Below are 15,681 nucleotides of genomic sequence, written 5' to 3'. Positions count from 1 at the left end.
TGCTTTGGCTGACGGAAGAGCAACGCAGCAGGTTTTCGAACGATGTCTGCTTTCGGCCAGAAGCGGACATTCATCGTCAACGCCCGAGGGGCCTCAAGCTATCCGCCGCCAGCTAGATGCCGAGGCGCCCTCACTGCGCCTCGGCATCCATTTCCTCACCGGCTGTAGTGCATGGATGCGCTCATGGCCTGTCCCTGATCGTAGCCAGCATGGCCCATCAGCGGCTCGGCCACGACACCCTGCTTTTCACTCCACCCGGCGCTGGCATCGCTGGCAAACCCACCGATGGCCTCGATCAGCTGCCGCACTTCAGCGCTGGCCGACGTGTCCATCGTGCGGCCCGAAGCCAGAGAGGCTGCGGCCGGCAGCGGCTTGAGCTGGCCGGCGATCGCCGATGCCGAGATGGCATTGCCCCCATCTCCTGGCTGCACGAAGGCGATGGCGTACTGCCCGCCCTGGAAGTGCTTCAGTACCCGCATCTGCTGTCCGGCATCGGCGTCTACCCGCACGAGCAGGTCATCGCCGTCACGGTAGTAGCTCAGGCGGCTGCGCGCGATGCCGTCGAAGTACAGCCAGTCGGTACCGCCGCCGGTGTTGTCCACAGTATCCACGCCACCGGCTGCGCGGTAGAAGTAGGTGTCGTTGCCGACGCCACCGAACAGCAGGTCGTTGCCATCCTCGCCCACCAGCTGGTCGTCACCCGCGCCACCGATCAGGATGTCGTTGCCCGAGCCGCTGAAACTGCCATTGCCGCCGGACAGGTAATCGTTCCCATCGCCGCCCTCGAGCTTGTCATCCCCGCCCATGCCGAACAGGGTGTCGTCGCCGCCGAGGCCCTGGATACGATCACGGCCACTGGTACCGACCAGCTGCTCGCCGGCCGCCGTGCCGGTGATCTGTGAGGGATAGTCGCCGTCGTTGCCGCCCCCCGGATTGCCGCCACCGGTGCCCGGCACCAGCGCATTGATGGCCGCCGTGTTCAGCGCCGAGCCCCCTGCCGGCTGTAGGTAGTCCAGCGCCATGTCACCCCCGAGGAAGTGATTGGTGACGGTAACCTTCTGGGTGGCATTGCCGTTGACGGTGATCACCAGGTTGTCGCCATCACGGGCGAAGGCGAGTTTGGACAGCGAAATGTCGTTCTGGAAGATCAACCAGTCCGTACCGCCACCCGTATTGTCGATGACATCGATGCCGCCGCCGTAGACGTACTGGTCGTCGCCTGCGCCGCCGACGAGCGCGTTGCTCCCATCTTCGCCACGCAAGGTGTCATTGCCCAGCCCACCCTCGAGGCGATCGTCACCCGAGCCGTTGCCACTTCCATTGCCGCCGGACAGGTAGTCATTCCCGTCTCCACCGCGCAGGGTGTCATTGCCGCCCATACCAAACAGTGTGTCGGCACCGCCCAGGCCTTCGATCAGATCCTTGCCGGCGCTGCCCGCCAGCTGCTCGCCCGCTGCGGTTCCCTGAATGACCTGGTCGAACTGTCCGCCGGTACTGCCACCGGCAACGATCTGGTTGATCTGCGCGGTGGTCAGGTAGGAACCGCCATCCGGCTGCACGTAGTCGATCGCGGCGTCGCCGCCCAGGAAGTGATTGGTGACCCGGACGGACGGCGTGGCGGCGTTGTCCAGCGTGATCAGCAGATCGTTGCCGTCACGGCTGAACGAGATCCGCTCGCGGCTGATGCCGCCGGTGAAGAACACGCCATCGAAGCCTCCGCCGGTGTTGTTCACCGTATCGGTACCGCTGCTGGCGTCGAAGACGTATTTGTCATCGCCGCTGCCACCGATCAGCGTGTCGTTGCCACCGCCGCCGACAATAGTATCGTTGCCACCCAATGCGTGGATGGTGTTGGCTTCCGCGTTGCCGGCAAGGTAGTTGTCCAGTGCGTTGCCACTGCCATTGATGGCGTCAGCGCCGGTCAGGAACAGGTTCTCGATGTTGTCCGACAGTACGTATGAGGCGCTCGACTGCACCTGGTCCTTGCCGGCGCCGAGGGCCTCGACCACCACGTCGGCACTGTCATCGACGATATAGATATCGTCGCCGGCACCGCCCTCCATGCGGTCGATGCCTTCGCCGCCATCGTGATAGTCGTTGCCATTGCCTCCGTACAGAGTGTCGCTGCCGCTGCCACCAAACAGCGAATCATTGCCATCCAGGCCGTACAGCAGATCATCGCCATCCCAGCCTCCCAGGGTGTTGGCGCCTGCATTGCCGGTGATTACGTTGTCCAACCCATTGCCATTGCCGGTCTGGATGCCGACGGCCAGGATCAGATTCTCGACCTCATCGGCGAGCACCAGGTTCGTTTCATAGCGCCGTTCGATGGTATCGACCCCCTCCCCGGCATGCTCGACGATCCAGTCACCACTGCTGTCGTTGATGTAGTAGTCGTCTCCTTCGCCACCCTGCATACGGTCGCCACCGGCGGCGCCATCCAGGCGGTTGTTGCCTGCATTGCCCGTCAGCTGGTTGTTGCCGCCGTTGCCGGTACCATTGATGTTGACGGTGCCGGTCAGCGCCAGATCTTCCAGGGTATCGCCCAGCACATAATCGATGCTGGATTCCACCGTGTCGTGGCCTTCGTCGGCGAGTTCAACCACCACATCGCCGGTCTGGTCGACCACGTAGGTGTCATCGCCCAGACCACCCAACATGCGGTCGGCCCCTGCCCCGCCGTCTAGGCGATTGCTGCTGCTGTTGCCTGTCAGTTCGTTGTTGTCGGCGCTGCCGATGGCAGTGATGGCACTGCTCCCCTCCACCAGCACCAACCGCTCGATGTTGCTCGACAGAGCGTAGTCGCTGGTGGCATGCACGACATCGAGTCCCTCGCCCGCGAGTTCGACGATGCTGTCCAGCTGGCTGTCCACATGGTAGATGTCATCACCGGTACCGCCGTCCATGTGATCGTCCCCGGACTGGCCATCCAGCACGTCGTTGCCGCTGCCACCCAACAGGCGGTCGTTTCCTTGACCGCCGAACAACTGGTCATCGCCGGCGCCACCGTCCAGCCGGTTGGCACCCTCGTTGCCGGTCAGGACGTTGGCGAGTTCGTTGCCGGCTCCGTCGATGCTCCCGTTTCCGGTAAGCAGGAGATCTTCCACATTGGCTGCCAACCCGTGGTTCACCGAGCTGTGCACGATGTCCCTTCCTTCCGCGGCGGCTTCGATCACGACGTCACCGGCATCATCCACGATGTATACGTCATCACCCTGCCCGCCCTCCGACCGGTCAGCGCCGGTCCCGCCATCGAGGACGTCGGCACCCGCGCCGCCGCGAAGTGTATCGTTGCCTTCTCCTCCAAGGAGCCGGTCGTCACCAGTGTCGCCCTCGAGCAGATCGTCGCCACCTTCGCCGAGGAGCTGGTCATCACCCTCGGCGCCGTGGATGACGTTGCCCAAGGCGTTGCCTACGATCACGTCGTTGTGGCTGGTAGCCAGCAGCACCTGCTGGTCGAGCGCGGAAGCATCCAGCCAGCGCGGAGTCGCATCTCCGACGATCAGGTGCAGGCCGCGCGTTGCGAGCCCACTGGCCACATCGAAGATGTCCTCGACACGAACTTCATCCACGCCGTTCTGATCGATCCTGAGAACCAGGGTCGAACCCTCCCGGCGCATGACCACGCTGCCCTCGGCGACACCCAGAAGCCGCAGTGTCGAGGCGCCCGCGGTGTCTACGATCCGGTCGTGACCATCGCCGGCGGAGAACCGGTACTCGTCGTCACCCTCGCCGCCCTCCAGCACGTCGTTACCAAGACCACCGGCTAGCACATCGTTGCCGGACCCTCCCAGCAGTTCATCGTCGCCAGTGCCGCCGAGGAGCAGGTCGTCGCCCTGGTCACCTGCCATCCAGTCGCGGCCGTCCCCACCTTCCAGGATGTCCGCCCCGGCTCCGCCGTACAGCGCGTCCATGCCATTGCCGCCGAAGATCTGGTCCGCGCCTTCGCCGCCAGTAAGCGTGTCGTTTCCATCATCGCCATGAATCACGTCGTCGCCTGCCTCACCCTGCAGCAGGTCGTCCCCTTCGCCACCGGAAAGCTGATCGGCGCCGGCGCCGCCGGAGATCTCGTCATTTCCCTGCAGGCCGGCCAGGACATCGTCGCCCTCATAGCCCCGCAGAACGTCGTCGCCGGCGGTGGCAGCCTGGACCATCGACTTGATCATGGTCACCGACCACGATGCACCATTGGCGAAGCGGATCTCGTCGATCCGGGAGGGACCGGCAGCGTCTTCTCCGAAATAGTTCTGCACCGTCAGCACGTCCGAGCCGTTAGCGAGCTGCAGGACCAGATCGTTGCCCACCCGCGTTGCCCGCACGTCGGCGGGGTCGATGCCGGGCAGGAACTCGATGGTATCCACGCGATCAACCGCTGCGTCGTAGTTGTTGATCACGTCGCGCCCGAAGCCACTGGCGAAGAGGTACCGGTCATTGCCGGCTCCTCCCTGGAGAGTGTCGTTGCCGGCGCCGCCCTCCAGCCGGTCATTGCCATTGCCACCGTCGAGATAGTCGTCGCCCTCGCCGCCCAGAAGCAGATCGGCGCCGTCCCCGCCGGACAGATGGTCATTGCCCGTGCCGCCGTCGAGCGCGTCGTCGCCATCATCCCCATTGAGTCGATCGGCGCCGCCTCCGCCGGCCAGGCTGTCATTGCCGCCTCGGCCACTGAGCCACTCGTTGCCATCGCCGCCCTGGATCACATCGTCACTTTCGTACCCGTACCGGTCATCCACCCCGGGGGTAGGAACCAGCACGATCTGCTTTACATCGGCAATCGTCCACTGCGTGCCATCGGCAAAGCGGATGAGGTCCACGCGATAGGCGCTGTTGCCGTCGTCACGGAAGTAGTTCTGGATGTCGATCCGGTCATCCGTGCCGCTGATCTGGATGCACAGGTAGTCGCCGCTGCGCCAGACCTTCAGGTCTGAAGCGAGAACACCGCTGCCCATTTCGAGCACGTCGATGCGCCCCTGCGAAGCATCATGGTTGTAGATGCGGTCATGGCCGGACCCGCGGCCGAACACGTAGAGATCATTGCCCGTGCCGCCATCCAGATAATCATCGCCTGCGCCGCCATCGATGCGGTCGTCACCGGCGCCGCCGTTCAGCGAATCAGCGCCTGTGCCACCGAAGAGCCTGTCGCGGCCGTCACCGCCGTCCAGCGAGTCATCACCCGCTCCGCCATGCAGCGTATCGGCACCCGCACCACCATCGAGCTGGTCCTGCTGCGCGCCGCCATACAGGACGTCATCACCGGCCTCGCCGCGCACGATGTTGCGGCCCTGACCGCCGAATACCACGTCGTCGCCAGCGCCCGCAGAGATGGATTCGGATACATCCGGCGTGTCCTCGCCGAGAATCGTGTCATCGCCGGCTCCACCAGTGCCGCGACGCAGCCCGACCTGTTCCAGCGACTGGATGAACACGGCGTCCTGCGCGTTCTCGGCCACCCACGCACGCAACAGTGCCTCGCCCTGGGTCCAGGTGACCGCACCTGATACCTGTCGCGGCAATGCCCTGGCCAGCTCCACCAGATCGATGGCCGCGTTGGTACGGTCGGCGGCATAGCGGGACAGCAGTACCGTGTCGACGGGCGCAAAGTCCACGTCCGTCTTTCCGGTGACGGTGTCAATGGTCAGCGTCACCTTGTTGATGTAGGCCTGCAGGCGCGTCTGCAGTGCAAGCTGCGCGTAGCTGCCTTCGAAGAAGGCATCGTAGACCCGGCCATAGTTGTTGAGGTTCTCGGTACCCCAGAAGACGGCGCTGATGGGCTCCATGCCAAGGATGGCTTCGACGACACGCACCTTGCGCGTATAGGCCTCATCCATGCTGCCGGGTTCGCCGACAAATACCTGCTCGCCGGGACGCAAGCGGATCACATTCTCCGAGTTCTCGTCATAGCGTCCGCCGCTCATGTAGAGGGCGATGCTGTCATCGCTGAATCTGGGGTTCGTCCGTGCCCACTGGTAGAGCACCTCGCCCAGCAGTTCACGCTGGGCGCTGCGCGTGGTCGCTGCGGAGAATGCCTGGATTGCCTGGAGCAGCGCGGGCGACAGCGAGGCCGCCTCGCGCAGGTCCCGCAGCATCCCCATACCCTGCAGGTTCGCGAGCCCCGCCAGCGCCTCCGGAATCACGATGCGATCCACATAGCGGCTGTGGATGGTGTCGGCGTCAAAGTTGAAATCCTGCATCAACCGGGTCGATTCCACCCCGTTAGCATCCACGCGGGTGTAGCTACTGGTGCCCATCAGGTTGCCGCCGGGCACGTCGTCACTGGCAGGCCCATTGCCTACAAAGTTCGTGGAAAGGCGAGTGATTCCAAGTTCGGCTAACGTCTTCAGTTCGCTCGATTCACTGATGCCATTGCCGTTGCCGTCCTGCCAGATCTTCAGTGAACTGAAGGTCGCGTCGGCTGCGTCGATGGACCCATCGCCATTGGAATCGAGATCGGCAAGCGCCTCCATTCCGTTGAGAGCGAGGCGACCATTGCGCAGGCGCGTGCGGTCGCCGAACAGTTCACTGCCATTCTCGATCGCACCAGAGCCGTCGATATCATGCACCAGCAGACCATCGCGTGCACCGACCCAGCCGGTCGCCGTGCGAATGCCGTCGCCGTCGTAGTCGAAAAGTGGGCCGGACAGATCGCCATCAACGATTGTCGATACAACTCCGTCTCCGTCCAGGTCCAGGGCGATGGGATCGTAGCGCTCGATACGATAATCGTCGCCCCGGATCGAATCGCCCAGTTCACCGAGCTTGTCCTGCAGCGGCCCGTTCACTTCGTCCCACAGCATGCCCCCCAGGTAGCCACCGAGGACGGCGGCGAGCCCGATGGCGATGGTCACCGGAAGGCCGACGGTGAGGCCGAAGGCTCCCAGCAGAGCCATCGCGCCATAGCCGAAGGCCTCTGCCAGCAACAAGCTGGTGCCGGCCTTGCCGAGGCCGTTCCAGTCCTGGTTCAGCGCTGCCTGGCCGATCTGGTACGCGTCGAACGCCGGCCCCAGATACTCTCCGAGGGCTCTGCCAGCAGCACTGTTGCCGAAGGTGCCAAGATCACTCAGTGCCTGGGTCTTCATGTTCCCCAGAAAGCCGTTGAGCTGATCCTGGGTCTGGATGCTCTGGGTTACCAGGCTGTCAGCCATGGCGTTGTAGTGATTGGCCAGATTCTGGTAGGTCTGGGAGAAGCTGAGGTCTGGATTGTTGGCGTAGCGCTGCGCGTTGAGATCTGCATAGTGCGCGTTGGCCCGGATTCCGCTCTCCAATCCTGCGATCTGGGAGTCGAACGACGACCGGCCCTGCGCAACGGCCAGGTCATAGCCGTTCTTGTATGCATCGTAGAATCCACCGATGAAATTGTTCAGGTGTCCTGCGAGATCACCCGCATTCTGTTGAATTTCTTCAAGCGTAATGACGGAAGTTGCCACGGTTCACACTCCTTGTTGAATCAGGCCAGAGAGAAGGGATGACACACATGCGTGCAGGCGACCGCTCGAGGCTGAAGCGATCCTGCAGATCCGTTACGAGCAGGCAGCGCGCCCTGACGCGGGTGGGCGTCTGGACGGCCACCGCCCCGCGCCTAGTGCACGGCAGGTTTGGGGAAAAGCAGCCTGGGGGTTCCGACCAGCAGCAACCAGGCAGCCATTGCCGCGCCGTAGGCAAGAACAGTTCCTACCAGGAACGTGCCGAACAGGCTGCCAGTGAACAACTGATATAACCCCTTGCCGCGTCCAGCAGCGCTGCTGCCAACAGTGAGCACGATCACCGGCAGCAGCATCAGCCCGCTGCAGAGGACCAGCGAAAAGGCACCCAGCAGCCAACGCTTGAACACGGGGTTCCAGGGCACGGGATAACCTGCGAGCCGTCGTCTCATCTGGAAAAACAGCACTGGAATGGCGACCAGATACATCAGTGCCACGTACAGCCAACTCCGGACATCGGTGCCAGCGCTATCAAGCAATGCGTGGGGGTAGGCCCCTGTACGATGCAGCACGTGGGCACCTGCCGCCAACAATGCGCTCATCGCCATTGCGGGCCAGAACAGCCGCGAGACGCTGCCCCATTGTGCGTTGCGTTGCTGTTGCCCATCATTCATGCCAGACATGAAAGCCTTCTTGGGAGGTTGTGTCATGAGATATCCGGGAGCACTCCCGGGCTTTCGCAGATTCGGCCAGGGAATGGCAGGAGCGGTTGTTGCTAGCGTTCTCGCAGCGCCTCGCCTGCATGTTGGCGCAATGGACTCAGCAGGTAGTCGATGACCCGCCGTTTCCCGGTCTTGATCTCGGCGCTCAGGCTCATGCCCGCGGTCAGGCGGACACGCACTCCGTCGATCTGCAGGGTGGCCTTGTCGAGCTTGACCCGTACCGGGAAGACCAGGCCGAGATTCTCGTCCTGCATGGCATCGTGGGAGACGCTCACTACTTTTCCTGTCAGGTAGCCGTAGCGGGTATACGGGAAGCTCTCCACCTTCACGGTTACCGCCTGGCCGGTGCGCACAAAGCCGATGTCCTTGTTGAGGATGGCAGCTTCGACCTCCAACGCGTCCTCGCTGGGGACTACGGCCAACAGCGGTTGCGCCGGAGTAACCACGCCGCCCACTGTGTGCACGACCAGCTGCTGCACGGTGCCATCGACAGGGGCCCGCAGGGTCATCTGGTGGTCACGCTGACCTGTCCGCGACACTTCAGGCGTCATCTGCCCTATCTGCTCCTGTGCATCGCGCAGCCCATCCAGGGTCTGTTGGCGGAAGTCCGCCACCAGTACCCTCAGTTCTTCTTCGGCGGCGCGCTGAGCGGATCGGATCTCCTGCGCGCGATTGCGCTGTGCGGCGAGGTCGCGTTCCCCCGCGATGCGTTCCTGCTCTCGCAGCAGATAGTCGTGCCGCCCCACGTAGTTGCCCTCCAGCAGGCTCCGGTAGTCGTCTGCGCGCAGCCGGGAGATCCGTGCAGATTCCTCCAGCGGCTTCACCGCGGCCTGGGTGGTTTCCAGTTCCGCGCGGCGCTGTGCGATCAAGGCCTGCAGATTGTGGCGCTTGGCCTGTAGTGCCTCGTACTGGCTTCGCGCCAGTGCCAGCTCAGCCTGCACCCGGTCTGCGGGCAGGTCCGGATCAACATGGAATACCGGAGCTGCGCCATTCTCCTGAGCCTCGGCGAGGGCGCGCAGGCGCAGGGCGGACATGCGGGCGTTCAACAGTGCATCGCCTGCCTTGGCCACGTCGGCCGACGTGGCGGTCGCATCGAGTTCGATCAGCACCTGCCCTGCTTTCACCGTCTGCCCGTCACGCACCAGAATCCGCCGCACCACGCTGGTTTCCGCCGGCTGCACCACCTTCGTCCGTGAGTCCACGACAGTTTTTCCGGGCGCCACGGCAACGATATCGAGCTTGCCGAGACTGGCCCACAGCACCGCCACACAGAACAACGCGATGATGATGCGCAGCGTCCACCGTGCGGTGGGCGACGCAGGGGTTTCAATCAGTTCCAGGTGGGCGGGCAGGAAGGCGCGCTCGTCGGCCTCGCGCGCAGGCGGGTCCATCTCGTGGCGGGCCTGCCAGGCGCTACGGAACACGGCAAGGTAACGCGCCGCAAAGGCACTCACCGCATCACGGATGTGCTTCATGCCGCCCCCTGCTGCAGGCGATGCAGCTGCGCATAGTGCCCATCTGGCTGTGCCAGCAGCTCATCGTGCGTTCCGCTCTCGACGATGCGACCGCGGTCCACCACGACGATGCGGTTGGCCCTGCGCACGGTGGAAAGGCGATGCGCGATGATGATGACGGTGCGACCCCTGCAGATCTCGCGCATGTTGGACATCACCGCATGCTCGGACTCGTAGTCCAGAGCACTGGTGGCTTCATCCAGGATCAGGATGCGGGGATCGGTGATCAGCGCACGGGCGATCGCCACGCGCTGCCGCTGGCCACCCGACAGTCCTGCACCGTGCTCCCCCACTTTGGTGTCATACCCTTCAGGCAGCGCCGAAATGAACTCATGGGCACCGGCCAGGGTCGCCGCCTGTATCACCCGCTCAAGCGGCATGCCTGGATCGCTCAGAGCGATGTTCTCGCGCACGCTGCGGTTGAACAGAAAGTTCTCCTGCAGCACCACACCCAGCTGCCTTCGCAACCAGGCTGGATCGGCCAAGGCCAAGTCGTGTCCGTCCACCAGAACCCGCCCGCGCTCGGGCGTGTACAAGCGTTGGACCAGCTTGGTCAGTGTGCTCTTGCCGGAACCGGAACGCCCGACGATGCCAATGACCTGACCGGCCGGCACGTGCAGATCGATGCCGGCGAGGATTTCCGGCGTATCGGGGCGATAGCGAAACCCGACCTGCTCGAAGGTGATGTCTCCACGGATGGGCGGCAGTGCCATCCGGCTGCCGGGCAGTTCCGTGCGGGTGTTCAGGATATCGCCGAGACGCTGGACCGAAATGCCCACCTGCTGGAAGTCCTGCCACAGCTGGGCCAGGCGGATGATCGGCGCCGCGACCTGTCCGGACAGCATGTTGAAGGCGATCAACTGGCCCAGCGACAGCTTGCCATCAATGACCAGCTTTGCCCCCCAGAACAGGATCGCGACGCTGACCAGCTTCTGCACGAGTTGTACGCTCTGCTGGCCGACCGTCGCGACCTTGGTGACCCCGAAGCCGGCATTTACATATCCTGCCAGCTGGCTATCCCAGGTGCGCGTCACCCGCGGATCGACCGCATTGGCCTTGACCGTGCCGATGCCACTGATGGTTTCGACCAGGAAGGACTGGTTGTCCGCGCCGCGTGCGAACTTCTCATCCAGGCGCTTGCGCAGCACCGGAGTAATGCCCGCCGAAACAAGCGCATAGAGCGGCAGCGAGATCACGACGATCAGCGTCAGCCAGCCGCTGTAGTAGAACATCACGGCCAGGAACACCACGGTGAACAGCAGGTCCAGGACCGAGGTCAATGCCTGGCCGGTCAGGAAATTGCGGATGTTCTCCAGCTCGCGTACGCGTGCGATGGTGTCGCCGACACGCCGGGATTCGAAGTACGCCAGCGGCAATGCCAGTACATGCCGGAACAGCCTGGCGCCGAGCTCGACATCGATCTTGCTGGTGGTGTGGGCAAACACATACGTACGCAGCCCGCTGAGCACGACGTCGAACACGGCGATCGACACCAGGCCGATCGCAATCACATCCAGTGTTGTCAGGCCTCGATGCACCAGAACCTTGTCCATCACCACCTGGTAGAACAGCGGCGTGACCAGTGCGAACAATTGGATGAAGAACGAGACAACGAAGACTTCCAGCAGCATCTTCCGGTACTTGATCACCGCTGGAATGAACCAGCTGAAATCGAACCGGGCCAGCTCGCCGAGAACCGACGCCCGCGATGCGACCTGCAGCAGGCGTCCACGGTAGCGTTGCCGAAGCACGGCCATGTCAATGTTCTGCGGGCGCTTCTGGGCCAGATCGTGGATCAGTACCTGATCGCCATTGATGCGGGCGATGATGAACGCATCGCCGTCCTCACCCAGGGCCAGCGCAGGCAGGTTGGCGAGCGCCAGGCGCGCGCAGGGCGTCGATACCATCCGCGCTTTGAAACCCAGCTTGCGGGCCGCCAGGACCAGAGTCGTTTCGTCCATGGGGCCATTGCCCAGCCCAGCGTCGTGCGCCAGCTGACTGGCGTCGGCCGCTATGCCATGAAATTGAGCAAGCAGTACCAGACCACGCAACGCCAGATCCTGTTGATCCTGCGCACGCCCTCCCCCCGACACCAAAGGTGCCGCGTCTCCCTGTGGCATAACATCCCCTGCGCAGCTTCCATTGTGCGCGTCCCCGTCGCGGAGATTGGGGTCACCAAAGATCCCTGTCAAGTGGTGGGCTTGGCACCGTCGGGGGCGCCAAATGTGTCGCTCTCGGTTTGAGGACTTCGCCCCCTGTGAGAACAGCTTCCTGGTCATACCAGCTGTATAGAAATTTTCGAGAGCTTTCGTACAGACTGGATGCAAACTGCCCGGGATCCGTAGTGGGTTTGCTCTAGCTTTAGTGGACCATTTCTAGAGCATCTGCTGCTGGCCCGAGGCGGACATCCGCCCGACCCCTGATAGATCCCCCTAATCCCCTCCCTCGCCGATGTCCGCTTCCGGCCAGCAGCGGACGCTCCAACATCTCGGCCAGGCCCATCCATGGAGCGGCTTGACCTTGAAAGAAGTATTGAGCCGGGTACTACTTGAGCATGTCCAACAAGTCCTTGTCTTCATGCCCATGCTCCCACGTAGAGAGAAAGCAGAAGCTCACACCGCTTTGCATGGCAACCTTCTGGAACCCAGCGAGCTCTTCCTTCGTGATCGGATACTCAACCGGGTCAAAGTGCAGAAGCGCCCACGGCTTGAAGAGTGAGAACCCGCTCGTAAGCTCCGAGAAGACTTCCTTCAGCTTAGGCCGGATGGTGGAGAAGTCCCTGATCGCCCCCGCGCGATTGCCAAGGGCGTGACACTGGCGACGGATGGTCCTGTCTCCACCGACCACGCGGGCAATGAAGTGGTCCTGGTGCACTTGAACGTAGATCAGCTGACGGCGAAAGATCTTCATCCCCATCTCAACGCCACCTGCTCAACAGCCGTCCGTGTAACTGCATGCCTGCCATCAATGCGCGGGCTGCGTCTGCAGCGCGCTTGAACCACTGCGCAGCAGATACAGTGCAACCAGGAATGGCCACAGCGAGTTGATCGATGAGAACACGCGCTGGGTCAGCCCCCTGAAGCCGTCCGGATCCGCGCCCACCAGGTTCAACCAGAGGTAGACGATGCTCGCGATGCTCACCACAGCGGTCACGGCGTACGCCTTTCGATTGACGGACCACGCACTCAACTCGATATGCGACATCGCCGGTGCAATGATGTTTGCGATGCCGATGGTGTAGAAGCCGTGCATCGGATGACCCATGGGCCAGAGCCCGTTGGTCAGCATCGAGACGCCAAAGATCATCCAGCAGACGGCACCTACGGCAATCCGACGACCGGACTCCCGCCACACCCCAATGGAGAACGCCACGAAGCCGACGCCGGAGCCGATGGCCGCAATCCTGGCGCAGATGCCTGCGAGCGTTGACGCCTGCAGCAGCTCGCTGGCGTGTTGTGCAAGCGGGTTGTAGCCCGGCGCGAACACCGCGGCAATACTGGTCCAGAACAGGAACCACGGAAGCGGGACCAGACCCGCGGAGAGAAGAAGTCGGTTGCGACGTAACACGTACAGTGGTCCTTGTTTTGGCCTGCGCCAGTGGAATCCGTTCAAGTGCTGCAAAACCTTCCCGTTGTAGGCAGGACAGCTCTGCGTGACTACATCGGTAGTCAGAATGTGCGTGGCGTCCTGTGGGGGTCAATAGGCAGAAAGTCATTCACGCCCGGAAGCGATGCGGACAACGGCCTCGTGGCAAGGCGCCCTTTCTGGTCCACCCTGCGCTTCTACCAGCTCAAGCGGTAAAGTTGCGTATCCCATGCTCAGGTGTGCCATGCCCGCACTCGACCAAAATGACATTGTCGGTGCACAGCACGAAGTGCAACGGCTCCTGGGCCGTTGCATTCTGCGCCTGCAGCAGTACGAGCATTTGCTGAAGGCCATGCTGGCCGTGAACAAGCTTTCGGGCACCTCGGAAACACTGCCACTCGCCTTGGATAATCGCAGGGCTGAGATCAGCGGCAAGACAATGGGCATGCTGGTCGGCCGTTTGATGGCCGAATACGTGATGAGGGAAGGCGCAGAAGCCCCCGCCGACACTCCGGATTCACGCTCCGACTCATGCTTTCTCACTGTCCGGACGCAGCTCAATCTTCCAGACGAAAGCCATGCGGCGCTCCAAACCGAACTGCGTGAACTAGTGAGACTGAGGAACATGCTCGTTCACGGCTTCATCGAGCGGCACGACATCTGGACCATCGATGGATGCTTGCAGGCGCAGGATGCGCTCCGCAGCTCTTACACCAAGATCGACCAACACCTCCAACAACTGCGCACCTTCGCTGAAAATATGGACGAGACAAGAAGAGCGTTTGCAGAGTTGATGCAATCGCCCGAGTTCCATGAGCTTGTGGTCAATGGCGTCGCGCCTGATGGACAGATTCTCTGGCCCATCGCGGGTATTGTCAGTGCGTTGAGGCAAGCCTGCCGGGAACGGCCCATCGATGGCTGGGTGAATCTGGACACAGCTGTTCGCTGGGTTTCCGAGCATCATCCGGAACAGACACCGAAGAAGTACGGCTGCGCCCGCTGGCGGCATGTCATTCACGAATCCGGGCAGTTCGAGTTGCGCCGTTTCACTCACAACGGACAGTTCGGGGCGTGGCTCCGCGAGCGCGTCAGTTCGACGGGTTGAAGAGGGACTTCCGCCAGCAATAACCACAGCAGTAGTTCGCCATTGCCGATGACGTGATGTCGCAACTGACGCACTCAGCGCTTTTGGCTGAAGGATCTGACGACTCTGTTCCAGAAGTGCCGGCACTCCCGCGCCGCAAGGCTCTCGCGCCACTCCACGCTATGCCAGAATGCCAAAAGCGTCTCGGGCTTTGGCGGCTTTGACCCCAACCCCTTGGCATTTCAAACAACATCAGGCAACTCTGGTAGAGCCACCGACAACGGGTGGCCGGGCGTCGAAAACCCGATTCACTAGAAGTTGTTTACGCTTGTCAGCCGGCCCCACCACGCGTGGTGCCGGCTGGCAATCCGTCTGCCGGCTATGGCGGGCGGTGCGTGGGGGTCTTGTACCCGCCGGCATTGTCTAGTGATCCGGTTTTCGAGCCACGCATCGTCCGCCACCTTTATCGGTGGCGGCTTCTGACTGCTTGCACGGAGCCTGCCATGACCACGCCGCACTCCCCTCCCCCGCGCCCCATCCAGGAGGCGCCCTCGCCTTCCCCTGCGCTGGACCCCAACAGCCTCATCGCCATCCTGCGCAGCATCGGCGCAGGCGCTGCGGCCGACGGTCAGCCGTGGCCCGAGCGCCATCACCTGCGCAGCCGGCAGATGCAGCTGTCCGACGCCGACTGCGCGCTGACGGGCCAGCGCATCGTGCAGGAGATCCTGCTGGCGGCCGAGCGCACGCGCCAGAACGGCGAGCCCGACCAGTACGTGGGCGATCGGGTGATGGAGGGGCTGGTGATGGCCGACATCGCACTTACCGCCTTCATCCACGAACGAGTGCGGCCACAGGACTGAGAGCGCGCTTGTGGGCGTGACGTTCTGTTTGCGTGCGGGGTGACGAATGAAGAAGCACGGCCTTGCCGCTGCGGCGGTGTGCATCGTGGTGATCGGCGCGGTATGGCTGGGGTGGCCCGAGCCAGCGGGCGAGCAGGTGTGGGCCTACCAGACGCTGCACGAGGTCGATTACCGGTTGCTGCGCGGCGATGCGCTCGGCTTCGTGACCGCGAAGGCCCAGGAGGGCTTTGAACTGCACACGCGCTATTCCGAAGCGACGTCCTTCGAGATCCGGTGCAAGGGCGTCCGGGTGATGGCGGTGGAGAATGCGTCCTCACGTGTGTTGATCCGAATCCCTACGGATGCACTGCGGCGCGCGCCCGATATCGCGCACCTGCACGCCAACTTCCGCCGTTGGCTGAAAGGACCCGAGCCACGCGCGGTTGCTGGTGGCGCCTGAAGAGCCGTCGTGGTTTGAGGCGAGTTTGCGTAGCGTCGTAGAGCGCGTGCCCCGCAAAGAGC

General features: G+C 63.1%; 8 protein-coding genes and 1 pseudogene. 3 read left to right on the top strand and 6 right to left on the bottom strand.

Features of this window, described 5'->3' with window-relative positions:
- Positions 1-155: 155 nt before the first annotated feature.
- The 6 genes from GIW57_RS23750 to GIW57_RS01335 all read right to left on the bottom strand — a co-directional run bounded on the left by GIW57_RS23750 (position 156) and on the right by GIW57_RS01335 (position 13,218).
- On the bottom strand, positions 156-7,421 hold the full coding sequence (locus tag GIW57_RS23750; protein ID WP_329605734.1) for a calcium-binding protein: 7,266 nt from the start codon (positions 7,419-7,421) through the stop codon (positions 156-158).
- Positions 7,422-7,573: 152 nt separating this feature from the next.
- Entirely contained in the window at positions 7,574-8,125 is a 552-nt protein-coding gene (locus GIW57_RS01355; protein WP_236508961.1) for a transporter, read from the bottom strand.
- 65 nt (positions 8,126-8,190) lie between these two features.
- Positions 8,191-9,612, bottom strand: coding sequence for an HlyD family type I secretion periplasmic adaptor subunit (locus GIW57_RS01350; protein WP_236508960.1), 1,422 nt, complete (start codon positions 9,610-9,612; stop codon positions 8,191-8,193).
- Positions 9,609-11,771 (bottom strand): type I secretion system permease/ATPase, encoded by a 2,163-nt coding sequence (locus tag GIW57_RS01345; RefSeq protein ID WP_236508959.1) that lies wholly within the window; start codon positions 11,769-11,771, stop codon positions 9,609-9,611. The genes GIW57_RS01350 and GIW57_RS01345 overlap by 4 nt, the downstream gene beginning before the upstream one ends.
- Positions 11,772-12,195: 424 nt before the next feature.
- Positions 12,196-12,561, bottom strand: a complete 366-nt coding sequence (locus tag GIW57_RS01340; protein ID WP_236508958.1) for a hypothetical protein — start codon at positions 12,559-12,561, stop codon at positions 12,196-12,198.
- Positions 12,562-12,615: 54 nt separating this feature from the next.
- Positions 12,616-13,218 (bottom strand): DUF998 domain-containing protein, encoded by a 603-nt coding sequence (locus tag GIW57_RS01335; protein WP_236508971.1) that lies wholly within the window; start codon positions 13,216-13,218, stop codon positions 12,616-12,618.
- Between the two features lie 262 nt (positions 13,219-13,480).
- Between GIW57_RS01335 and GIW57_RS01330 the strand changes: the two genes are divergently transcribed.
- The 3 genes and pseudogenes from GIW57_RS01330 to GIW57_RS01320 form a co-directional block, all read left to right on the top strand.
- On the top strand, positions 13,481-14,341 hold the full coding sequence (locus GIW57_RS01330; RefSeq protein WP_236508957.1) for an OST-HTH/LOTUS domain-containing protein: 861 nt from the start codon (positions 13,481-13,483) through the stop codon (positions 14,339-14,341).
- Positions 14,342-14,823: 482 nt separating this feature from the next.
- On the top strand, positions 14,824-15,180 hold the full coding sequence (locus GIW57_RS01325; protein WP_100553860.1) for a hypothetical protein: 357 nt from the start codon (positions 14,824-14,826) through the stop codon (positions 15,178-15,180).
- A 46-nt stretch (positions 15,181-15,226) separates the two neighbouring features.
- Positions 15,227-15,641 (top strand): annotated as a pseudogene (locus tag GIW57_RS01320) (cold-shock protein); the annotation flags it as partial.
- Positions 15,642-15,681: the final 40 nt, after the last annotated feature.

Origin of the sequence: Stenotrophomonas sp. PA-6-5C (assembly GCF_021605635.1) — a bacterium.
Classification (GTDB): Bacteria; Pseudomonadota; Gammaproteobacteria; order Xanthomonadales; family Xanthomonadaceae; genus Stenotrophomonas; species Stenotrophomonas lactitubi.
Note: the sequence above shows the minus strand (reverse complement) of the source record. Positions and strands in the feature narration are given on the sequence as shown.

Bases quoted from the DNA above. Each gene is read 5' to 3' on its own strand.
- GIW57_RS01350 (WP_236508960.1), bottom strand. From the start codon at position 9,612: ATGAAGCACATCCGTGATGCGGTGAGTGCCTTTGCGGCGCGTTACCTT.
- GIW57_RS01345 (WP_236508959.1), bottom strand. From the start codon at position 11,771: ATGCCACAGGGAGACGCGGCACCTTTGGTGTCGGGGGGAGGGCGTGCG.
- GIW57_RS01325 (WP_100553860.1), top strand. From the start codon at position 14,824: ATGACCACGCCGCACTCCCCTCCCCCGCGCCCCATCCAGGAGGCGCCC.
- GIW57_RS01340 (WP_236508958.1), bottom strand. From the start codon at position 12,561: ATGAAGATCTTTCGCCGTCAGCTGATCTACGTTCAAGTGCACCAGGAC.
- GIW57_RS01355 (WP_236508961.1), bottom strand. From the start codon at position 8,125: ATGACACAACCTCCCAAGAAGGCTTTCATGTCTGGCATGAATGATGGG.
- GIW57_RS01330 (WP_236508957.1), top strand. From the start codon at position 13,481: ATGCCCGCACTCGACCAAAATGACATTGTCGGTGCACAGCACGAAGTG.